At 35.6% G+C, this 21,610-nt stretch carries 25 protein-coding genes; 13 read left to right on the plus strand and 12 right to left on the minus strand.

Features of this window, described 5'->3' with window-relative positions; all coding sequences use genetic code 11:
• Positions 1 to 147: 147 nt before the first annotated feature.
• A complete protein-coding gene (gene lipL, locus NCCP28_RS15390) occupies positions 148 to 993 on the minus strand; it encodes an octanoyl-[GcvH]:protein N-octanoyltransferase (RefSeq protein ID WP_248562312.1) in 846 nt (281 codons plus the stop codon).
• 123 nt (positions 994 to 1,116) lie between these two features.
• Positions 1,117 to 2,094: a phosphate acetyltransferase gene (pta, locus tag NCCP28_RS15395; protein ID WP_248562313.1), complete on the minus strand. Its 978-nt coding sequence runs from the start codon at positions 2,092 to 2,094 to the stop codon at positions 1,117 to 1,119.
• Between the two features lie 419 nt (positions 2,095 to 2,513).
• Here pta and hemQ point away from each other — a divergent pair, with 419 nt between their 5' ends.
• Positions 2,514 to 3,266 (plus strand): hydrogen peroxide-dependent heme synthase, encoded by a 753-nt coding sequence (gene hemQ, locus NCCP28_RS15400; protein ID WP_248562314.1) that lies wholly within the window; start codon positions 2,514 to 2,516, stop codon positions 3,264 to 3,266.
• A gap of 262 nt (positions 3,267 to 3,528) precedes the next feature.
• Positions 3,529 to 3,990 (plus strand): spore coat protein GerQ, encoded by a 462-nt coding sequence (gerQ, locus tag NCCP28_RS15405; protein ID WP_248562315.1) that lies wholly within the window; start codon positions 3,529 to 3,531, stop codon positions 3,988 to 3,990.
• A gap of 41 nt (positions 3,991 to 4,031) precedes the next feature.
• On the opposite strand, the gene NCCP28_RS15410 is transcribed toward gerQ, so the two are convergent.
• The 5 genes from NCCP28_RS15410 to NCCP28_RS15430 all read right to left on the minus strand — a co-directional run bounded on the left by NCCP28_RS15410 (position 4,032) and on the right by NCCP28_RS15430 (position 6,587).
• Positions 4,032 to 4,403 carry a DUF423 domain-containing protein gene (locus NCCP28_RS15410; protein ID WP_248562316.1) on the minus strand — a complete coding sequence of 124 codons (372 nt, stop codon included), beginning with the start codon at positions 4,401 to 4,403 and terminating at the stop codon, positions 4,032 to 4,034.
• Between the two features lie 105 nt (positions 4,404 to 4,508).
• Positions 4,509 to 4,796 (minus strand): YwdI family protein, encoded by a 288-nt coding sequence (locus NCCP28_RS15415; protein ID WP_248562317.1) that lies wholly within the window; start codon positions 4,794 to 4,796, stop codon positions 4,509 to 4,511.
• Between the two features lie 38 nt (positions 4,797 to 4,834).
• Entirely contained in the window at positions 4,835 to 5,002 is a 168-nt protein-coding gene (locus tag NCCP28_RS15420) for a uracil-DNA glycosylase (RefSeq protein WP_248562318.1), read from the minus strand.
• A 146-nt stretch (positions 5,003 to 5,148) separates the two neighbouring features.
• Positions 5,149 to 5,823: a uracil-DNA glycosylase gene (locus tag NCCP28_RS15425; RefSeq protein ID WP_248562319.1), complete on the minus strand. Its 675-nt coding sequence runs from the start codon at positions 5,821 to 5,823 to the stop codon at positions 5,149 to 5,151.
• 17 nt (positions 5,824 to 5,840) lie between these two features.
• Complete coding sequence (locus NCCP28_RS15430) at positions 5,841 to 6,587, minus strand: DUF4230 domain-containing protein (protein WP_248562320.1); 747 nt, start codon at positions 6,585 to 6,587, stop codon at positions 5,841 to 5,843.
• Positions 6,588 to 6,802: 215 nt separating this feature from the next.
• On the opposite strand from NCCP28_RS15430, the gene NCCP28_RS15435 reads away from it, so the two are divergent.
• Positions 6,803 to 7,126 carry a YflT domain-containing protein gene (locus NCCP28_RS15435; protein WP_248562321.1) on the plus strand — a complete coding sequence of 108 codons (324 nt, stop codon included), beginning with the start codon at positions 6,803 to 6,805 and terminating at the stop codon, positions 7,124 to 7,126.
• A gap of 141 nt (positions 7,127 to 7,267) precedes the next feature.
• Here NCCP28_RS15435 and NCCP28_RS15440 read toward each other — a convergent pair whose 3' ends face one another.
• The 3 genes from NCCP28_RS15440 to NCCP28_RS15450 are packed head-to-tail and all read right to left on the minus strand — an operon-like array spanning position 7,268 to position 9,013.
• Entirely contained in the window at positions 7,268 to 8,293 is a 1,026-nt protein-coding gene (locus NCCP28_RS15440) for a MoeB/ThiF family adenylyltransferase (RefSeq protein ID WP_248562322.1), read from the minus strand.
• 29 nt (positions 8,294 to 8,322) lie between these two features.
• Positions 8,323 to 8,556: a MoaD/ThiS family protein gene (locus NCCP28_RS15445; protein ID WP_248562323.1), complete on the minus strand. Its 234-nt coding sequence runs from the start codon at positions 8,554 to 8,556 to the stop codon at positions 8,323 to 8,325.
• Entirely contained in the window at positions 8,549 to 9,013 is a 465-nt protein-coding gene (locus NCCP28_RS15450) for a molybdenum cofactor biosynthesis protein MoaE (RefSeq protein WP_248562324.1), read from the minus strand. Before NCCP28_RS15450 ends, NCCP28_RS15445 begins: the two co-directional genes overlap by 8 nt.
• Before the next feature lie 365 nt (positions 9,014 to 9,378).
• Between NCCP28_RS15450 and pdxK the strand changes: the two genes are divergently transcribed.
• The 4 genes from pdxK (at position 9,379) to NCCP28_RS15470 (ending at position 12,644) form a co-directional block, all read left to right on the plus strand.
• On the plus strand, positions 9,379 to 10,209 hold the full coding sequence (gene pdxK / locus NCCP28_RS15455) for a pyridoxine/pyridoxal/pyridoxamine kinase (protein ID WP_248562325.1): 831 nt from the start codon (positions 9,379 to 9,381) through the stop codon (positions 10,207 to 10,209).
• A gap of 32 nt (positions 10,210 to 10,241) precedes the next feature.
• Positions 10,242 to 10,589 (plus strand): YojF family protein, encoded by a 348-nt coding sequence (locus NCCP28_RS15460; protein ID WP_248562326.1) that lies wholly within the window; start codon positions 10,242 to 10,244, stop codon positions 10,587 to 10,589.
• Positions 10,590 to 10,614: 25 nt separating this feature from the next.
• On the plus strand, positions 10,615 to 11,286 hold the full coding sequence (gene bshB2, locus NCCP28_RS15465) for a bacillithiol biosynthesis deacetylase BshB2 (RefSeq protein ID WP_248562327.1): 672 nt from the start codon (positions 10,615 to 10,617) through the stop codon (positions 11,284 to 11,286).
• Positions 11,287 to 11,495: 209 nt separating this feature from the next.
• Positions 11,496 to 12,644, plus strand: a complete 1,149-nt coding sequence (locus tag NCCP28_RS15470; protein ID WP_248562328.1) for a 5-methyltetrahydropteroyltriglutamate--homocysteine S-methyltransferase — start codon at positions 11,496 to 11,498, stop codon at positions 12,642 to 12,644.
• A 68-nt stretch (positions 12,645 to 12,712) separates the two neighbouring features.
• Here NCCP28_RS15470 and NCCP28_RS15475 read toward each other — a convergent pair whose 3' ends face one another.
• Positions 12,713 to 13,159 carry an SRPBCC family protein gene (locus NCCP28_RS15475; protein WP_248562329.1) on the minus strand — a complete coding sequence of 149 codons (447 nt, stop codon included), beginning with the start codon at positions 13,157 to 13,159 and terminating at the stop codon, positions 12,713 to 12,715.
• 193 nt (positions 13,160 to 13,352) lie between these two features.
• Here NCCP28_RS15475 and NCCP28_RS15480 point away from each other — a divergent pair, with 193 nt between their 5' ends.
• From NCCP28_RS15480 to NCCP28_RS15490, 3 genes are all read left to right on the plus strand, one after another.
• A complete protein-coding gene (locus NCCP28_RS15480; protein WP_248562330.1) occupies positions 13,353 to 14,087 on the plus strand; it encodes an ABC transporter ATP-binding protein in 735 nt (244 codons plus the stop codon).
• Positions 14,077 to 15,093 (plus strand): ABC transporter permease, encoded by a 1,017-nt coding sequence (locus NCCP28_RS15485; protein WP_248562331.1) that lies wholly within the window; start codon positions 14,077 to 14,079, stop codon positions 15,091 to 15,093. Before NCCP28_RS15480 ends, NCCP28_RS15485 begins: the two co-directional genes overlap by 11 nt.
• 125 nt (positions 15,094 to 15,218) lie before the next feature.
• Positions 15,219 to 15,872: a TetR/AcrR family transcriptional regulator gene (locus tag NCCP28_RS15490; protein ID WP_248562332.1), complete on the plus strand. Its 654-nt coding sequence runs from the start codon at positions 15,219 to 15,221 to the stop codon at positions 15,870 to 15,872.
• 221 nt (positions 15,873 to 16,093) lie between these two features.
• Here the strand turns inward: NCCP28_RS15490 and NCCP28_RS15495 are convergent, their stop codons facing one another.
• On the minus strand, positions 16,094 to 16,951 hold the full coding sequence (locus tag NCCP28_RS15495) for a Cof-type HAD-IIB family hydrolase (RefSeq protein ID WP_248562333.1): 858 nt from the start codon (positions 16,949 to 16,951) through the stop codon (positions 16,094 to 16,096).
• Positions 16,952 to 17,498: 547 nt separating this feature from the next.
• On the opposite strand from NCCP28_RS15495, the gene NCCP28_RS15500 reads away from it, so the two are divergent.
• From NCCP28_RS15500 to cydD, 3 genes are read left to right on the plus strand one after another with little or no spacing between them, the layout of a single operon-like run.
• Positions 17,499 to 18,902: a cytochrome ubiquinol oxidase subunit I gene (locus NCCP28_RS15500; protein WP_248562334.1), complete on the plus strand. Its 1,404-nt coding sequence runs from the start codon at positions 17,499 to 17,501 to the stop codon at positions 18,900 to 18,902.
• A complete protein-coding gene (cydB, locus tag NCCP28_RS15505; protein ID WP_248562335.1) occupies positions 18,895 to 19,911 on the plus strand; it encodes a cytochrome d ubiquinol oxidase subunit II in 1,017 nt (338 codons plus the stop codon). The genes NCCP28_RS15500 and cydB overlap by 8 nt, the downstream gene beginning before the upstream one ends.
• Positions 19,911 to 21,608: a thiol reductant ABC exporter subunit CydD gene (cydD, locus tag NCCP28_RS15510; RefSeq protein ID WP_248562336.1), complete on the plus strand. Its 1,698-nt coding sequence runs from the start codon at positions 19,911 to 19,913 to the stop codon at positions 21,606 to 21,608. Before cydB ends, cydD begins: the two co-directional genes overlap by 1 nt.
• The last annotated feature ends 2 nt before the right edge of the window (positions 21,609 to 21,610 follow it).

Genomic DNA, 21,610 nt, shown 5'->3' on the forward strand with positions numbered 1-21,610 from the left:
CACAGTGGAACGAATTAGTTTTTACACTTGACTATATGTAAAAAAACAAGTAACCAAGATTGCGAAACTAGCCTTTATTTTAAAGCTAAAGTTAGAGATTATTCGTCTTTACAGATTATCTAATTAGTTGTGTCCCAACCTTTATTTTTATTCAATAAAATTCAAAATTTTTCTATTTCTTTCTGATACTCGCTGGTAATAAGCTCCAAATAATGTCAGCTCTTCCCCTTGAAGAGGCTCTGCATACAAATGATCAGCATGGTCTTTTATTGCATATAGCAATCTAGTCATTATTTTCTCTACTGTCCATTCCACTTTCAGCAGTTCCGACAAAGATGCCATGACTTCCGGCTGAATAACTGGATAAATAAATTTTGTTTTTTCTCCTCCAACGCCTATTTTATAGAATTGCTGGATCACTTCTCCCCGCTTCTGTCCGCTTCCATTCACACAAAGATAGATTTGCACCGCTACTCCGCCTCGAATACGCCTTTGAGATATACCCGCAAATTTTCTTCCCTCTATACTTAAATCATAGCTTCCCGGGCAATAAGAGCCGATAATTTCTTTTGCCTCAATCGCCTCACTATAATCTGCAAACATTATCCTTATTAGTTCCCACATCGTATCATATCCGCTATTTATATCAATTCCTTTTTCTCGCTCAGGCAAGATTAAAGAAATATTCAATACATCTTTATCTAGCACTACTGCAAGTCCTCCAGAATTCCTTACAATTGTGCGGTACCCTTGATGGCGCAAAAATTCCAATGCTTGATCTAAATGGGGCAATCTTGTATCTTGAATTCCCAATACAATCGTTTTGTCATGCACCCATGTACGAACTGTTGCCGGCGTACTCCCTCCACCAACTAAAGCGCATAAAGTATCATCCATACCAAACGAATGAAGTGCAGATACATGCAATCCTGTCCCAGATTGGTCAATAATCCTCCATTTATCTTGATGCAGTAAACTATGATTCTCTTTCATCAGCGTAACCCCTTCTAAAGAAACAAATAATACATAATTATATCGAAAAAATATCGGTTAGTAAAAGTAAGGAGATACGAAAAAAACCCGCTAACCAAAGCTAGCAGGTTTTTTATGTAGCTTTTAGTTGTTTAAACTTTGCGCAGCAGTAATTAACGCTAATTTATAAACATCTTCCTCATTGCAACCGCGGGAAAGATCGTTTACTGGACGATTTAATCCTTGAAGAATTGGACCAACTGCTTCAAAATTGCCAAGTCTTTGTGCAATCTTATAGCCAATATTTCCAGCTTCCAAACTCGGGAATACAAATACATTTGCATCGCCTTGAAGTGGAGAATCAGGAGCTTTTTGTTTTGCTACAGACGGAACAAATGCAGCATCAAACTGAAATTCTCCATCAATAACTAAAAGAGGGTCTCTTAATTTAGCTTCAGCAAGCGCCGCCTCTACTTTTTCTGTTTCAGGAGATTTTGCTGAACCCTTTGTAGAGAAGCTTAACAACGCTACACGAGGATCTACATCAAACATTTTTGCTGTTTTTGCACTTTCTACAGCAATCTCTGCAAGATCTTGGCTATCTGGAGAAATATTGATTGCACAATCTGCAAAAACATATTTTTCATCTTCACGAACCATAATAAACACACCAGATGTTTTTTTGACACCTTGTTTTGTTTTAATGATTTGCAATGCTGGTCTAACTGTGTCTGCTGTAGAATGAATAGCACCACTTACTAAACCTTCTGCTTCATTTGCATATACAAGCATTGTTCCAAAGTAATTTTCATCAAGAAGAATTCTTCTAGCATCTTCTTCTGTTACTTTCCCTTTGCGTCTTTCCACAAAAGAAGCTACAAGAGCATCAAATTGTGCATATTTTTTTGGATCATAAATAGCCGCTTTTTCTAAAGAAACACCTAAATTTTGAGCTTTTGCTTGGATTTCTTCAATATCACCAATTAGAATAGGCGTCAGTACATTTTCTTCTGCTAATCGAGCAGCCGCTTTTAAAATTCTTTCATCCAAACCTTCTGGAAATACTATTCTTACATTTTGCCCAGTCACTTTTTCCTTTAATCCTGTAAATAAATCACTCATAACTTTTTTACTCCTCCTTTTTCTATACATATTATAGGATACTCTTACCTAGTAAAATTTCAAGGAGTTACCATCATATTTATAAAATCCTTTATTATTTTAAATTATCTGATTTAATTTACCCCCTTTTATTCTTTTTATTCTTTCCCTTTCATTTGTTCAAAATTTGTTCATATTTTCTATGAGTGTTATTCCAACGGATTATGGAAAAACTATGCTATAGTAAGTTTATCCGGCATTAACGGGCAGTCATTCCTCACCTCAAGAGGATAAGAAGAAAAAAAAAATCTAGGTGGGTAGAAACGAAACTTGCCCGTAAAGGCCCGATTGGTTCTACTAACAATCAATGGGAGACGTGGAACCCCCCACTGATTGAAGTTTCACTTTATATGTTTAAGCTAAGATTTAGGAGTGATAAAATGAGCGAAGCAGCGAAGACATTAGATGGTTGGTATTGCCTGCATGATTTCCGCACAATAGATTGGATTACTTGGAAAATGCTATCAAGCGAAGATAGACAAGCAGCTATCCATGAATTTCTTGGATTATTAGAAAAATGGAATAGTGTCCAAAATGAAAATAAAGGCAGTCATGCATTATATACGATTGTTGGTCAAAAAGCAGACTTTATGATGATGATTCTTCGACCAACTATGGAAGAATTAAATGAGATTGAAACAGAATTTAACAAAACAAAATTAGCAGAATTTACAATACCTGCACATTCTTACGTATCTGTAGTAGAATTAAGCAATTATTTGCCAGCAGGTTCTGATGAAGATCCATATGAAAACCCGCATATTAAAGCAAGGTTGTATCCTATTCTTCCACAGGCAAAATACGTTTGCTTCTATCCAATGGATAAACGCCGCCAAGGAAATGACAACTGGTATATGCTTCCAATGGAAGATCGCAAAAAACTTATGTACAGCCATGGCATGATCGGCCGCCAATATGCTGGAAAAGTAAAACAGATTATTACTGGATCCGTTGGTTTTGATGATTATGAATGGGGCGTCACTCTATTTTCAGAAGATGTTCTTCAATTTAAAAAACTAGTATATGAAATGCGATTTGATGAGGTTAGTGCCCGATATGGAGAGTTTGGATCATTTTTTGTTGGAAATATCCTAAAAACAGATACTATTTCATCATTTTTACATGTAAATTAAGATCTTTTATGAAAAAGGATAACTTAAAAAGGAATCTTCTCCTTTAAAGTTATCCTTTTTCTTTTGTTATTCCTTATTAGATTTTTCAGCAAATCTTACGCATAAGTTATTAAATCGTATCATAGGATGAACTAGTGAGTTTATAAAAAAAGAAATAATGGGGGAAGCTTCATAAATTAGATGCCCTCCCACTAAAACACACTTCTAAACACAAGTATATGGAAGAATTCAACTTCTTTTCGGATTAAATGGAGGGATGAAAATGAGTCAGAACTACAATCAGAATCCTGAGTATCGAACTTACGGCTATCCACAAGGTTATGGAGCTGTACCTAGTCAAACGCCGGCGTATGGCACACAGCAATATATTCCGCCACAAACGCAAGTTCCAACCCAGCCAGTTCAGCAGCCTCAAGTCTCACCAACTCTGCCTGGGCAGCTTCCTATTGAAGCGTCCTATATCGAAAATATATTACGTTTAAATAAGGGAAAACTCGCCACTGTTTATGCAACTTTTGAGAACAATCGGGAGTGGAATGCGAAGATATTTAAAGGTGTTGTGGAAGCAGCTGGCCGTGACCACCTTATTTTAAGCGATCCACAATCAGGAGTACGCTACTTGCTTCCAATGGTATACTTGGATTACGTCACATTCGATGAAGAAATAGAATATGAATATCCATATGGACTGGCGCCAAATCTCTCTACCTATCCTCCAAGATGACAAAAAGCTGGCGAAGTTTGCCAGCTTTTTATTATCTACTGCTACAAGTATTTTACCGCTGCGATAATCAATAGAATCCATGCTGTTAAAAATGCAACTCCTCCTAAAGGAGTAATGGCTCCCAATACACTGATTTGTGTAACAGCCAATACATATAAACTTCCAGCAAACAAGATAATTCCAGCAACCATCAGCCAGCCTGACCAAGTTAGTAAACTACTTTGAGGAATTTTCATCATTATTGCCCCAATGATCAGAATCCCCATACTGTGAAACATTTGATAAGTAACACCTGTTTTCCAAATTTCTAAATACTTTGCACTTATTTTTCCTTCTAGACCATGTGCTCCAAATGCCCCCAATGCTACTGCTAAAAAAGCATTGACTGCACCAATTATAATAAATGCTTTCATTATATCCTCCTTATATCTTAAGACTTATTGAAAATGCCTTCTCTGAAAGAAAAGGAATCCAAATTCACCTATTTGCATGCTAAACTGTCAAGAAGACAGCTTATCTTAAAAATCAAATAAAGAGTCGCCATTCCCTTCTTCTGTATTCAACTTTTGCGTTTGAATCGGCTGTGGTGCAGAACTAAAGGAAACATGCTGGATTGGTGCAGCCTGGGGAACCATTTGCTGATAAGCAACGCTATGCTCCGACTGGTCTTTTTGTTCTAATATCAGTTCGCATAATGACTTAATTGCATGCACTCGTTCCCTAATGCGCGAATCTGATTCACTTGCTTTTGCTTCTTTTACTTGATCTTCCATTTTCATTAAAAGTTGCTGAACAGAAATATTCATTAGTTTCACCTACTTTTCCTTTTAAATGATATACTGCGCTATTTTGGAATATACCTTAAACATTCTTGGCCAGATGCTCTTTTCACTTCTAGAGAAGGCATTGTTCTCCCTTTAAACTGAAATGCTCTACAGCCCTTCGGAAAATTGCGGTCCCATGTAACATAATAGAACTTACATTTATAACAGTCTACTTTGTCTTCCTTCATCTTCTTTTCCTTCCACTTTCATTCAAAAACCATGTAAAAAAGCAGACTATTTAAAAGCCTGCTGCTTTATTTACGTATTCTTCTATTATAGTATTACTTTTTCTAAAAATCATCTATGCAGCCACAGAGAAGAAACAATACTTTTCTTACAATTGGCACCAATCTATTCCTCTTTTTCCCCATCGATTTAAAGTATCATTTATTTTAGAAAATGGTTTGCTGCCAAAAAAGCCTCGATATGCGGATAATGGCGATGGATGGCTAGACATAATTATTTGGTGTTTATTCGAATCAATTAATCGGATTTTCCCTTGGGAAGGTTTTCCCCATAATACAAAAATCACTGGTTCTTCCCTCTTATTCAGTTCTTTTATTATTTCATCTGTGAAGATTTCCCACCCTTTTCCGCGGTGTGAATTAGCTTGTCCTGCTCTAACTGTCATTACTGTATTTAATAGTAATACTCCTTGTTTTGCCCAATTTTCTAAATATCCATTATTCGGGATATGACATCCTATATCCTCGTTTAATTCTTTATAAATATTTTTTAAAGACGGAGGAATGGCCACACCTGGCTTAACAGAAAAACTTAGTCCATGCGCTTGATTTGGGCCATGATATGGATCTTGTCCCAATATCAAAACTTTCACCTCATTAAAGGAAGTGTACCTAAGGCAATTAAAGATATCCTCTTTTTTAGGATAGATCAACTGCTCTTCATATTCTTTCTGCAGATATCGCTCTAATTCTTGAAAATAAAGCTTCTGCTTTTCTTGCTCCAACAACTTCGCCCAATCATTTGGCAATTGCAAGTCAATCATTTTAGTTTATCGCCCCTTTACTCTTGACTAAATTGTACAGTAACAGCATACCCTAACTTTTCATAAAATTGCTCAATTGTCTTTTTGGCATTCTTTTCAGCATTAGCTAAAATCCCTTGTTCGATCGCTTCCCTTTTTATTTCTTCTTTTGCTTCATTTGCCAATGCATAACCTTCCTTCCAGTTGACCTCTCCACGGAAAATCCCAGATACAGAATATGTTTCTACCTTTTCAAAATCAATGGAAGGTTCCTGAAGAAGTTCAGCATGAGGCAAAATAATGGTTATTTGCTTATTCTGTTCATCTACTTCCAGCTTATCCTCATTCAAGCCCTCTATGTTAACTCCAGCTGTTACCACACCAGGCACCACTAATAATATTTTCCTTTTTGTTCCTGGTATATCTGCTTGAATTTCTTTGCCGAATATTTCATTATCTTCTTTTTCCAAAATCACTTTTACAAATGCCTGTGAAGATGCAAGGGAAGATAGATTTTTCATTTGCTCTAGATAACCGCTTTTTCTTATGGCTGCAGTCTCAGAAAAAGACATCCTCCCAATCCCAATAATTATTGCTAAAAGCACTAGAATAACAATAGCAAGGAAAAATATTAATTTAAATCGTCTTTTCTTATTATGTTTCAGATAGATAAATGGAAAAGAAAAACCCTTTGTTTCTTTCCAATCCATCGCAGTGCTGGCCGTCTCTTGCCAAATTGTATCAATCTCTTTATTTATAGCCCTTTTTTGCTTCCTGCTAACCATTATTTCTCTCCCTTAATACGGTTTCATCTCTACTTTTCAGTAATAGTCTCTTAAATGCTATACTTCGTTTTAGCAAAAAAACATAGCTTTCACAATACTTTTTAGATGCAAGAATAATTTACCAATCTATAGAAAGTTTATTTTTTATAGAAAAGGATAAATAAATTACATACAGGTAAAGAAAATAAATTACTAGAATAAAAGGAGGAAACACTATGTATAAAGTAGAGGTAGTAGAAAATGGAGTACAAGCAGATAATATTATTAGAGGATTAGAAAACCAAGGATATGAAAGAGAAAACATTTATATTTTTGCTCATGATAAAGATCGTTCAGAGGATTTAACTGCCGCAACAGAAACAGCAGAAGTCAGCATAAAGGAGCAAGGATTTCTTGATTCTTTAAGCAATGTTTTCCGAAAAAGAGGAGATGAGCTTCGCTCTAAAATGCAATCTGTTGGCTTAACTGAAATGGAAGCAGAAAAATATGAAGAAGTATTAGATACAGGTAAACTTGTCATCGTTGGATCAACCAATTAATCTGTATATTGTCTGCAGTTAATGCTTTCACTTGCATACTTTCTTTTACACTATAATTATTTATATCGGATTGCTCTAAAGGGCAATTATGTTTTTTCCCTACTAAACATAATACCTTTTAGAGCAATCTCTTTGTATATGCTAGCCTAAAAGTTTATCATACAGTGATTTAGCATAGATGACATCTTTTGTATGATGAATAAGTGCCCTTCCATCTTTAAATATTACCATCCTTGTATGCTCCATTTGAACAGCAACTAAAAAAGGATTGACTTTCACTTCATATCCATTATTCTCAAGACTTTCTGCCAATTTTTTCAAATTCAGCTGTTTTTCTTTAGAAGGGCGAATCTGCACAGTATCCCTTCCACAAAGAATAGCTGTTTTTGTATGATTATTTTTGTCTAAAAAGGGATAAGTCTTTTCAACACCGCATGATGTACAGCTTGATTTTTTTATGCGGTCCACTTTTATGGACTGATACTGGTTATTCCATAAATCAAAACTTAAAAAAGTTCCTCTTAAAGCATTATAGTCTTCTACTAAAAGTTTCATTGCCTCCACCACTTGATGTGCCACTACCATCTGCACAGCTGGCGAGATGATTCCCGCTGTATCACAGGTCATTCCTTGCAACGGCATCTTTTGCAGCAAACAATGCAGACATGGAGTGATGCCTGGGATAATAGTGTAGCTCATCCCGACGCTGCCAACACAGGCTCCATAAATCCATGGCTTATTATATTTTTGAGACAAATCATTTAAGATCATTCTTGTTTCAAAATTATCTGTGGCATCCATTACAAGGTCTACCTGATCCATCAAGCCCTCAAGGAGTTCAATAGTAGCTTCTCCAACAATGCCTTCTACTTTGCACAAAGAGTTAATAGCATAAAGATGCTTTTTTGCTGCAACCGCCTTTGGCATTTTTTGTTCTACATCAGCCTCTGTATATAGTGTCTGCCTTTGCAAATTACTTATTTCAATATAGTCTCGATCAATTATTGTCAGTTTTCCAATTCCTGACCGGACAAACATTTCCCCTGCACTAGAACCTAATGCTCCGGCGCCAATTAGCAATACATGCTTTTTCTCTAGCAGCTCTTGCCCCTTTTTGCCAATAGGAGAAAATAAAACTTGCCGGGAATAACGGTCATCCTTCACCATTTATTTCTCCTCTCTATTAAAAATTATCATTAGCCTCCACTTACTGGTGGAATAAATGCAATAATATCCTCTTTTTTAATGACATCCTCATCAAAGGCAAATTCTTCATTAATAGCAGTCATTGCAACTGCTAAAGGCAGTGCAGGAAACTCTTCCTGCAAGATAGACTTTGCTTCCTTAACTGTTTTTCCATTTAAATCCATTTCTAGTGAATCCTCGCCTATCACTTCTTTTAATGCTGCAAAAAAAAGTATTTTATTCATCTTTTTCCTCCATTTCCGGTTTTCCAGATGGATACGGAATCGTTCCTTTTTGGTTCCCTATCCATTCTTCACCATCTTCCCAATGCTCTTTTTTCCAAATAGGCACTATTTCTTTAATTCTTTCAATCGCGTATTTATTCGCTTTATATGCATCTTCTCGATGTGGAGTCGAAACAGCAATTACTACGGCAATATCTGTTATTTCCAGCTTGCCAATTCGGTGGGTAATCGCCGCTTCTGAATTTTTCCATTTTTCAGTTATTTCAAACCCTATTTGTTCTAGTTTTTTTACCGCCATTGGTTCATATGCTTCATAAACTAAATGCATTGTTTTTCTGCCGTGAGTTAATTCTCGTACTGTCCCGATAAAGGTCGTAATAGCACCAGCATTCCTATTCACTACTTTATCTATTACATCTTGCGCCAAAATAGGCTTTGTTGTTATTGAAAAATTCATTTGTTTGCTCCTTTTTATACTTCTTATTTAGTATTCTACCAAAATTAAGAATCGATTGTTTAAAATAAATAGTACAAGTTTGCAAATTTATTTGGAGTTGTGCAAATAAACTATATTTTCGCATGATAGAGGAACAAAATTCTATTCTCCGCCTTGATTAAATGCACTAAAAACTTATTGTTATGCTCTTTACATGCGAACTTAATGAAAAAAGTATGGAATAGTTGTATGATTAGTTTAGAATAGACTACAATTATCCAAAATAAGGTGTGCAGCAGAATAATCGATAAGGTTAGCAATATCCTAAAAGTTTAAAAATGCTCGCAAAACCTTTTAGATCTTTTATTTATAGGAGGCAATTCAGCATGAAAAAGGTATTAACATTAGCTGGTTCGGATACAAGTGGCGGTGCTGGTATCCAAGCAGATTTGAAGACATTTCAGGAGTTAGGTGTATACGGAATGACAGCACTAACTACCATTGTAACAATGGATCCTAATAATGGCTGGCACCATAATGTGTTCCCACAAGAAATTAAAACTGTAGAATCCCAATTAGAAACAGTTCTTTCAGTAGGCATCGATGCCATGAAAACTGGCATGTTAGGTTCAGTTGAAATTATTGAACTTGCAAGCAAATTAATCGAGGAAAAAAAGCTAGATAAAGTAGTTATTGACCCAGTAATGGTTTGCAAAGGAGAAGATGAAGTATTGCATCCTGAAACTGCTGATGCACTTCGCGAATTGCTTGTGCCAAAAGCAACTGTTGTTACACCTAATCTATTTGAAGCATGGCAGCTTGCCAAAACAGATGGACCAATTAAAACAATTGACGATTTAAAAGAAGCAGCAGTTAAAATTTATGCTTTAGGACCTAAATATGTTTTAATTAAAGGTGGCAGCAAATTAAAGCATGAAAAAGCAATTGATCTTTTATACGATGGAACAGAATTTACTATTTATGAAAGTGAACTAGTAGATACTACATATACACATGGTGCTGGCTGCACTTATTCTGCTGCAATCACTGCAGAATTGGCTAAAGGAAGAACAGTATTAGAAGCAATTCAAGTAGCAAAGGAATTTATTACTGCAGCCATTGCAAATGGATTTCAACTAAATGAATATGTTGGTCCAACCATGCATGGCGCTTATCGAAAGAATAAAGAACATAAAACAGCTGTCCGTTCAAAATAATGACTTAAAATATTTGCGGAGGGAGGACCAAAATGGAATTTATCCATATAGAAAATGTCCAGCAAGAGTTAGACAAAAAATCCAATAAAGAAGTCTACATCCATTTGGAAACAACAAATGGCGCCTATGCAAACCATGAAGATGAAACATTTTTTAATTCTGGAGCATATATACGCAATGCAAAATTAAGCTTTGAATATGGCAAAATCACTGGAAATGGTCCATATCGGATTGGATTAAAAACAGAATTCGGCTGGGTATATGCAGAAGGAATCAACCATTATGAAGTAGATGAAAAAAATCGTCTTCTGCTTGCAGGCCTTGATTTTTCTGGTAAACTGGCCGTTGCATTACAAATTAGTGAAAAACCATTTGAATAAACAGTTTAGAAAGGAGGATACAGCAATGGAAAAGGAAAGACATGTACTTGTCATCTTCCCTCATCCTGATGATGAAGCTTTTAGTGTTTCAGGAACAATTGCAAGGCATATACATGAAGGCACTCCTGTAACCTATGCTTGTTTAACGCTTGGCCAGATGGGAAGAAATTTAGGAAATCCCCCATTTGCAACTCGAGAGTCATTGCCTTCTATTCGCAAAGAGGAACTGCAGGAAGCTGCTAGAGTTATGGGCTTAACAGATCTCCGCATGCTAGGATATCGGGATAAAACAATTGAATTTTTAAAAGGCGACGTGCTAGTAAATGAATTTGCTGCTCTTATAAAAGAGTTAAATCCTTCTCTAGTCATTTCTTTTTATCCTGGATATTCTGTTCATCCAGACCATGATGCAACAGCAGAGGCTGTTGTAAAAACACTAGAAAAAATTGAGGCATCAAAACGCCCGAAATTGCATTGCATTGCCTTTGCCCATAATTCTATTGAAGACCTTGGCGAACCTGATATAGCAGTGGATGTTCAAAACTATGCGGATAAAAAAATTGCAACAGTAGCAGCCCATCGTTCACAAACACAACAGTATACACAAACACTCCAAGAAGGTGTTCAAAATCAGGATCCAGCCGTACTTGCTCGTCTCTATACAGAACGCTTTTGGTCCTATAAATTTAATAAGTAAAAGAAAGTAAGTGGAGAGAGGGCATGCCTTCTCTCCACTTTTCTTTTGCTTAAGGACTATAAACAAAAAAACAAAACTATTTTTAAAATTTTATACAAATCAACTTCTTTTAGTAGTATCTTTAAATAGAGAAAATATTATAAAAATTTGCAGAACCCTTGCAAAACCAGCTGTTTCTATCGCATTTTATATGCACTGCCTTTAATAAAATGACAGCTACCAATTACATCAGGAGTAAGGAGCGAAAAAAATTGACGAAAACATTAGTAAGAGGGCCTTTTAGAGGAGACCATGTAGGCAGCTTTTTAAGACCAGAACGTTTAAAAAATGCACGCTTGCAAAAACAAAATGGGGAAATAACAGCAGAACAACTGCGCACGATTGAAGATGAGGAAATAATTCGTCTAGTAGAAAGACAAAAAGAGGCAGGGCTTGAGGCTGTATCAGATGGGGAATTAAGACGTGCATGGTGGCATTTTGATTTTTTGGCTGCTCTTGATGGAGTGGAACTCTACCAAGCAGATTCTGGCATTCAATTTCATGGTGTCCAAACGAAGCCACATGGCATAAAAGTAACTGGTAAAGTTGATTTTACTAATCATCCCATGATAGAAGATTATAAATTTCTTCATCGTATTGCTGGGGATCATGTTGCCAAATTTACTATCCCTAGCCCAAACATGCTATTTTTCAGAGGGAAAATCGACCAAGATGTCTATCCAGATCAACAAGTATTTTTCGATGATTTAATAGCAGCATATCAGAAGGCTATTCAGGCATTTTATGATGCGGGTTGCCGTTATCTACAATTAGACGATACTTCTTGGGCAGCATTCTTCTCAGAAAAAGGCAGAGAACAAATGCGTGAAAAAGGGCAAGACCCAGAACAAATAGCCTTATTGTCTGCAAAAGCAATTAACGAATCCATTGCTAAAAAACCCGATGATATGGTAATCACCATGCATATTTGCCGCGGAAACTTCAAATCTACTTACACAGCCAGCGGCGGCTATGACAGTGTATCTGAAATAATTTTCGGAGGCTTAAATGTGGATGGGCTTTTCCTTGAGTTCGATGATGAGCGTTCTGGCGGATTTGAACCGCTTCGCCATGTGAATAGAAATGACCTGCAAATTGTATTAGGCTTGATTACCTCAAAATTTGGGGAATTGGAAAATGCCGAAACAATTAAAACAAGAATTGCAGAAGCAAATAAATATGTCAGCCTAGACCAGCTTTGCTTAAGCCCACAGTGCGGATTTGCTTCAACAGAAGAGGGAAATCTTCTAACAGAGGAACAACAATGGGAAAAGGTGCGCCATGTTGTCCGCATCGCACAAGATGTTTGGAAATCGTAAATAGGAGCACTCTTCTTAACTTAAAGAAAAAAGGCCTGATTTTTCTTATCAGCCTTTTTTCCTTACACTTATATGTGTTCTTCCTTTTCAAGATTTACTTTTACTTGATGAAGATGATCGCCATCTTCCCCTTTTAAAATATTAATAAGAAGCCTTTTCGTTAATCGCATCCAAAAACCTGCAACATGCACTTTTGCTGTAAATTCTACTTTTGTTCCTTCTGCAATTTCAGTGAAACGATAATGATAATCTACTAATAAACCATTAGAGTGGCTTCTAGTAGTATATGTTTTATTTTCTTCATAGTATAAAAATTCAATCTCCGCGACCGCTTCCTTGCCTCGAACTATTCTTATTTCCTGATATTTAGTCCCTTTTCCGATTGGCCCCTCTGTTAATTTTGTTGTCTCTTTCACTTTATCCATGTAAACAGGTGCATTTTTTAAATTAGCCATATAGGAAAATACAATCTCTACCGGTTCTGCAATAATTACGTTAGCCTGAAAATCAGCCATTTTCATCCACCTCAAAATAATTAAATAGTATATTCTTTTGATTCGCTGATCTTTTTAGTATAACTGATTTTCTGAAAAGGGTACTATAAACAAATATTACTATCCCAAAATAAGTGATTACTCACTTTACATTTTCTGTCCTTAGGAATATTATAAAGTGAGTAATCACTCATTTTATAAAGGCGGGATAACAATGATAATAAAATCAACGGTCACTATTCAAGCTGTTTCTAAATCATTTGGCAAACAGTCTGTTCTCCGCAATATAAATTTAACAATAAAAAAAGGGGAGATTTTCGGCTTATTAGGTCCTTCTGGATCAGGAAAAACAACACTTGTTAAAACGCTTATCGGTTTGGATACTCCTGATAATGGGAGCATTACTGTATTAGATAACAAGATGCCAAATTTAAAAGTAATGGAGAGAATCGGCTATATGGCCCAAGCAGATGCTCTCTATCAGGAGTTGACCGCGATGGAAAACTTAGATTTTTTTGCTACTTTATATGGAATCAAAGGCCAAAAGAAAAAAGAACAAATCGAGGCATCTGCTTCCTTAGTAGGCTTAACTAATGATTTAAATAAGCCTGTCAGCAAATTTTCAGGTGGAATGAAAAGAAGATTATCCATTTGCATTGCATTATTAAACGAGCCGGATCTTCTTATTCTGGATGAACCGACAGTTGGCATTGATCCTGTCTTAAGACAAAATATATGGAGAACCTTTGAACAATTAAAAGAGAAGGGGACCTCTATTATTGTAACGACACATGTAATGGATGAGGCAGAAAAATGTGATACATTGGGGATGATTCGTGACGGCCAATTAATTGCAGTGGATACTCCCAAGAATCTAAAAGAAGCCTGTCATGCTTCATCAATGGAAGAAGCTTTTCTTTATTATGGGGGGATGCCTTATGAGAATTAAAGGCCTTATTATTCGTATATTAAAACAGTTTTACCGCGATAAGCGAACTTTAGCAATGATGATAGTTGCTCCTATCTTTGTGCTAACCCTATTAAATTTAATTTTTGACAGCAATGCTTATACACCTAAAGTAGGAGTTGTCCAAGTTCCTGAACAAATCACTGCTAAATTAAAAGAAAATGATGTGAAGATATATGCCTATTCCACTGTTTCACAGGCAAAAAAAGCTATAGTCGATAAAAAGATCGATGGGTATATTTCTTTTGAAGATAAAACTCCTGCCATTCTTTTAGAAGGCAGTGATCCAACTGTTACAAAAACAACGGTTACCATGATACAAGATAGTATAACAGCCGAAAACACCCTAAAACCAACTGTTCACTTTCTATATGGTTCTGAAGATATGAATCAGTTTGATGCTATCGGGCCTGTACTATTAGGTTTCTTCGCCTTTTTCTTTGTATTTTTAGTTGGAGGCGTCGCCTTTTTAAGAGAAAGAACATCTGGAACACTAGAGCGGCTCCTTTCCAGTCCTATTCGCAGATGGGAAATTGTTATTGGCTATGTCATTGGATTCGGCATTTTTACAATGGTACAATCGATTATTATTGTCCTTTATTCGGTTTATATTTTAGATTTAATTCAAAAAGGTTCGATAGTTTATGTAATTCTTCTTACACTATTACTATCATTGACTGCTTTAACCTTAGGAATGCTTTTATCATCTTATGCAAAAAATGAACTTCAAATGTTTCAATTCATTCCGATTATTGTTGTTCCGCAAGTATTTTTCTCTGGATTATTTAATTTAGATGGCATTTCATCTACTATCAGTTGGATATCTACTATTACTCCACTGTATTATGCTGCCGATGCATTAAAAAATGTAATGATACGAGGACTTGGCATAGAAGAAATTTTTATTCCACTTGTTATATTAAGCATCTTTTCTCTAGTATTTTTATTATGCAACATATTATCTTTAAAAAACTACCGCAAAATATAAAGTGAATCTTTAATCAGTGGGGCCAAACTCCTGTTAAATAGAGATAAATAATGAATAATCGGTGATTTTTTTTTCATACTGTACTTTATAATAGAAATAATTCAGTTTAGCAGAAGGAGTCTTTTATGAGTAGTCAAGAATCCATTTTAGATCTTATTCTAAAAGAGGAAAAAAACATTACCAATAAACAGAAAAAAATTTTAATTGCAGCAATCGAGGCTTTTAGCGACAAAGGCTATGCTGCAACCTCTACCAATGAAATTGCCAAAAAGGCAGGTGTTGCAGAAGGTACTATTTTTAGGCATTATAAAACAAAAAAAGACTTGTTGACGGCCATTTTGACCCCATTAGTCCATACATTGATCGCTCCATTTATTGTGAAAGATTTTTTCAGCAAAGTACTTGATCTTTCCTATAATACATTTGAAGAATTTATTCGGGCAATTGTATATAACAGATTAGAATTTCTAAAAAAAAATCAGGCTTTATTTAAAATATTAATACAAGAGATACCTTTTCATGAAGACTTGAGAGAACTTTTTAAAGAGCAAATTGCCAAAAAAATATTTAAACGAATGGAAGAATTAGTAGAATCATTTAAAGCAAAGAGCGAAATAATTGATATTCCAACATATAGTTCAGTTCGTCTTACTGTAACTTCGATTTTCGGCTATTTTATTGCTCGTTATATTTTGCTTCCTGAGGCAAAATGGAATGATGAGGAAGAAATTGAAACTACCATTCAGTTTATTTTATACGGCTTAACCCCGCGAAAATAAGAAGCTCTACTAATTTTCTTGCAAAAAAACAGAAAACTGATGATCCGTTTTCTGTTTTTTTGACTATATTAATGAACAAAGATCCATTTATCATGCATTAACGGGCTTTTAACCCCCACATCAAGATTATAAGAAAAAAAAGAAAAATCTGGGTGGGAGATGAAAAAATCCCCACTGATTGAAGTTTTGCTTTATTGATTCTATTAAATTAGAGTCGTTTTTTATAATGCTAAAGCTTTATGTATAGCCTTTGCTACTCCACTCTCTTCATTTGTAGTTGTTACAAAGTGGCATTGTTTTTTTATTTCCTCTTCTGCATTTCCCATTGCAACAGCTCTGCCGACTTTAAGAAGCATCGAAAGATCATTAAAGTTGTCTCCAATAGCCATCGTATCTTTTAAGTCTATCTCTCTTGTTTTTACAAATTCCTCTAATGCGATGCCTTTTTGTGCATTCACTGATGTTATTTCAAGGTTTTCCTTCCCTGACGCACTAATCGCTATCCCATCTATCACACTTAATAATTCTTCTTTGACTTTGGCTAGCAAACTCTGATCATAGTTGAAGGCTAAAAACTTGTAAATAACTTGGTCTTTGTCTTCTATTAAAGGCAAATAGCTTTCTACTTGATGAATATCATTTAAGCGTTCTTCTGCTGCCCTTTTAATTTCCTCCATATTTTCCGTATGGCCGTTCACAGTAAAAATATCAATGATTAGAGATCTAGCAGTATTTTTATCTAATGTATATGTACCTCTATTTGTATAAACTTCATAATACACTTGATTATCATGTAAAATATTTGCTATTTTTTTTGCCATTTCTTTTTCTAATGGGTTTGTCCCAATAATTTCGTGTTGATTAGTGCGTATTTCTGCTCCATTTGCACAAATCATTGGTGTAATAATCCCTGCTTCTTTTAATAAGTCTCCCGCTTCTTCATAAGCGCGCCCTGTGGCAATAACTACTTCTACCCCCTGCTGTTGAGCCTGTTTAATGGCTGACTTGTTCTCTTCTGTAATTTCTTGTGTAGAAGTTAGTAATGTTCCATCCATATCAATCGCAATACATTTTATCATTTTTTTGCACCCTCAATTCTGTCTTAATGAAAAGTAATAGCTTACAAAAGCATACAATGTTCACTCTTTAGAAGCAAAGCTTCTGCACATAATCTTTTCTTTTTTATATTTCCCAAAATTTATTAGACAAAAAAGAATCAAGTTATTAGTTAACATATTTTTATATAACATTTATTTCCGATATGCAATATGCTTTTATGCCCATAGAAAACTTTTATGTGAAATTGTGAACTTTTTTCTAACTTTATGTGATTTTTAACTCAAGTTATAAATTTTTCATTATGATATATCTAGAATTCAAAAAAAAGGGAGACGATTGGAAAAAACGAAGCCGAGTTTTTTAAAAGCTTTATATACCAATATCTATAGCTCGCTTATTGTATTGATTACTTAAAAACTATGCTAAGCGCATTGTATTTGCTGCACGTTTTCATTTTTGGATAACAAATTTGCATCTGTACGCTACATTTTTTTATGCAATGATATTTATCGCTTTGCCTACTAGTACGTTCACAAAAATATTTTAAATCAAAAGGAGGAGAAATACATGGATATGGTATTTCTATCGCGTCTGCAATTTGCGTCAACAACCATTTTTCACTTCATATTTGTACCAATCTCCATTGGCCTTGTATTCTTAATCGCCATCATGGAAACAATGTATGTGAAAAGCGGCAATGAAGAATATAAAAAGATGGCAAAGTTTTGGGGGAAATTGTTTCTAATAAATTTTGTAATCGGAATTGTTACTGGTATTCTTCAAGAATTCCAGTTTGGTATGAACTGGTCTAACTATTCTCGTTTTGTTGGAGATGTATTCGGTGCACCGCTTGCTATCGAAGCATTGCTTGCATTCTTTATGGAATCGACATTTATCGGCTTATGGATTTTTGGATGGGATCGCTTATCGAAAAAAGTCCATTTAGCATGTATTTGGCTAACATCTATCGGAACCATTTTCTCTGCTTTCTGGATTTTAATAGCCAACTCTTTTATGCAGCATCCTGTTGGCTATGAGATTAACAATGGCCGCGCTGAAATGAATGACTTTTTTGCTCTTATTACAAATGGGCAGGCTCTTGTAGAAATTCCCCACACTGTTTTGGGGGCATTAGCAACAGGCGCATTTTTAGTAACAGGCATTAGTGCATATAAAATGCTTAAAAAACAAGAAGTTGAATTCTTTAAAAAATCATTCCAAGTCGGTATAACCGTTGCTTTAATCTCTACATTTCTAACAATGGTAGCAGGACACGCACAAGCACAATATCTTGTGGAAACACAGCCAATGAAAATGGCAGCAAGTGAAGGCCTTTGGGAAACAAGCGAAGACCCAGCTCCTTGGACTGTATCAGCTTTTATTGATGTAGATAAAAAAGAGAACACTGGCGAAATCAAAATACCATACCTTTTAAGTATCCTTTCTTACAATACCCTTGATGGAAGCGTAAAGGGCATGAATGAACTGCAAGCAGAGTATACCCAAAAATATGGAGAAGGAAATTATATTCCACCAGTCAAAACAACTTTTTGGAGTTTCAGAATCATGGTAGCTGCCGGAACTCTAATGCTTTTATTTGGTATTTATGGAGTATATCTAGCATGGAAGAAAAAATTGGTTTCAAAATCAAATAAATGGTTTTACCGCTTTATGATAGCAGGTATATCTTTACCAATTATCGCCAATACTTCAGGATGGATTATGACAGAAATCGGCAGACAGCCTTGGACTGTATTTGGATTAATGACTACAGAAGACAGCATTTCACCAAGCGTGAGCGCTGGCCAAGTATTGTTCTCTGTTATTACATTCTCCTCTGTCTATGCAATTTTAGGTATTATCATGGTATTTTTATTTGTAAAAGTCATTAAAAAAGGACCATATTTAATGGATAAAAAAGACGCAAAAGTAAATAATGACCCATTTGCAAAGGAGGGTTTTCATGTTTGATCTAAATGTACTTTGGTTTATTTTAGTTGCTGTATTATTTATCGGCTTTTTCTTCTTGGAAGGATTTGATTTTGGTGTAGGCATGTCCACACAGATCATTGCTAAAAATGATATGGATAAAAGAATTTTAATTAATTCAATCGGCCCTTTCTGGGATGCAAATGAAGTATGGCTTATTACTGCTGGGGGGGCGTTATTTGCTGCCTTTCCCCATTGGTATGCAACCCTTTTCAGCGGTTTCTATACACCGCTTGTAGTTGTATTGCTCGCACTGATTGTACGGGCAACTGGTTTCGAATTTCGCGCTAAAAGCGATCATCCCTTATGGAAAAAGTCATGGGATGTATGCATCTTTCTAGGCAGCCTATTGCCTCCTCTTTTATTCGGTGTTGTATTTGCTTGTTTTATGCAAGGGCTGCCGATTGATAAAGATATGGAATTAAAGGCAGGATTTTTTGATATCGTCAATTACTATACACTAGTTGGCGGATTAACAGTTCTTATCCTTTGTTTAGTTCATGGCCTTATGTTTACAACATTGCGCACTGTTGGCGACCTTAGAGATCGCGCTCGCCGTACAGCACAAAAGTTATTGCCTGTCCTGGGAATTTTATTAGTTGCATTTTGCTCCTTAACCTATATCAAAACAGATATTTTTAATGAACGAGGCACTATTCTTTCGTTTATATTTGGGTTAGCAGTCATTGTGTTTGTACTTAGCGGATTCTTTATTTCAAGAAAAAAAGATGGCTGGGCATTTGGCATGACGGGCGGTGTCATTATTCTTTCATTTGCAGCAGTATTTATCGGCTTATTCCCTAGAGTAATGATCAGTTCCATTAATGATGCCTTCAGCTTAACAATAACAAATGCTGCTTCTGGGCATTACTCTTTAAAAGTAATGACAATTGTTGCTCTTTCCCTGCTGCCTTTTGTACTAGGCTATCAAGTATGGAGCTATATTGTATTCCGCAAAAGAGTTACCGAGAAGTCACATCTTGAATACTAATGAAACAAGATTTATTTAAATATAAAGGGATTAAGCCGATTTTAATTATTTTAACCATTTTAACGATATTGCAAGGAATCACTATTATTCTGCAAGCCAAGTGGCTTGCAGAAGTAATAGTCTCCTTATATAAAGGCGAATCTTTTTCAAAACAATATGAGATAATCATATTGTTTTTGTTAGCATTTATAGGCCGCCATTTGCTGCAATTAACGCTGCAAAAAATCTCAGCTGATTTTGCTGAAAAAACCAGTAAACAATTGCGCTTTCAATTAGTGTCAAAACTATTTGAACTAGGACCAAAATTCACAAAAAAACAAGGTAGCGGAAACATGGCTACACTTGTTTTAGAAGGAATTTCTCAATTTAAAAACTATTTGGAGCTTTTTCTTCCGCGTATGATAGCAACCTCTGCTGTTCCGCCTATGGTCCTTCTTTATGTTTATTGGATGGATTGGATTTCTGGCATTATCTTAACTGTTACCATGCCTATATTAATAGGGTTTCTTATTCTTGTAGGTCTTGCTGCAAAAGGGCAGACTACTCGTCAGTGGGCAACCTATCGAATATTATCTAATCATTTTTTAGATTCATTAAGGGGACTCGAAACACTTAAGTTTTTGGGAAAAAGCAAAAAGCATAGTGAAAACATCGAAAAAGTCAGTGAACAATACCGTTCTGCTACAATGAAAACATTAAGAGTGGCATTTTTATCTTCTTTTTCATTAGATTTCTTCACATCTTTATCTGTTGCATCTGTTGCTGTCAATTTGGGAGTAAGATTGATCAATGGCGATTTAACCCTGCTTCCAGCATTAATGATTTTGATTTTAGCTCCAGAATATTTTCTGCCTGTTCGCATGGTCGGCGCTGATTATCATGCTACATTAAATGGAAAAGAGGCTGGAGAAGCGATTGGAGCAATCCTTGATGAAAAGGACGGAACACATAATTCCCAAGAAAAAACTCTGCCTTCAGCTATCAATGAACTTGATTTTCATTCAATAAATTTTCATCATCCTGGTGAAGAAATAAATACTTTAAAGGATATTTCCTTTTCTATAAGCGGTGCGAAAAAAATTGGCATTGTTGGAGAAAGCGGTGCTGGCAAATCGACTCTTATTGATATGCTAAGCGGCTTTATAGAACACTCTTCTGGATCTATTAAAATAAACGGAAACAAGGAAAGCCTAACTGGCAGCACGTGGAGAAAGCGGACTACTTATATCCCCCAATCTCCATATATCTTTAGCCTGTCCCTTCGAGATAATATTCGTTTTTATTCGCCGCAAGCGACGGATAAAGAAGTAGAAAAAGCTCTAAAGGCTACCGGTCTTTACGAATTGTATAAAACATTTCCTAATGGACTTGATGAGTGGCTAGGCGATGGCGGCCGCCGTTTAAGCGGAGGTCAAGAGCAAAGAATTGCACTGGCTCGCGCTTACTTAAGCAATCGCCATATCATGATTTTAGATGAACCAACTTCTCATCTTGATATCGAAACAGAATATGAGCTAAAAAAAACAATGCTGCCATTATTTAAAGATAAATTAGTCTTTTTAGCTACCCATCGTTTGCATTGGATGGAAAATATGGATTTACTATTTGTTCTAGATAATGGAAAGCTAGTAGAGGTTGGAACACATAAAGAGCTAGTTGCAAAAAAAGGGACCTATTTTAGGCTGCTGCATGAGTAAGG

The organism is Niallia sp. NCCP-28 (assembly GCF_023168165.1).
Lineage (GTDB): Bacteria > Bacillota > Bacilli > Bacillales > Cytobacillaceae > Niallia.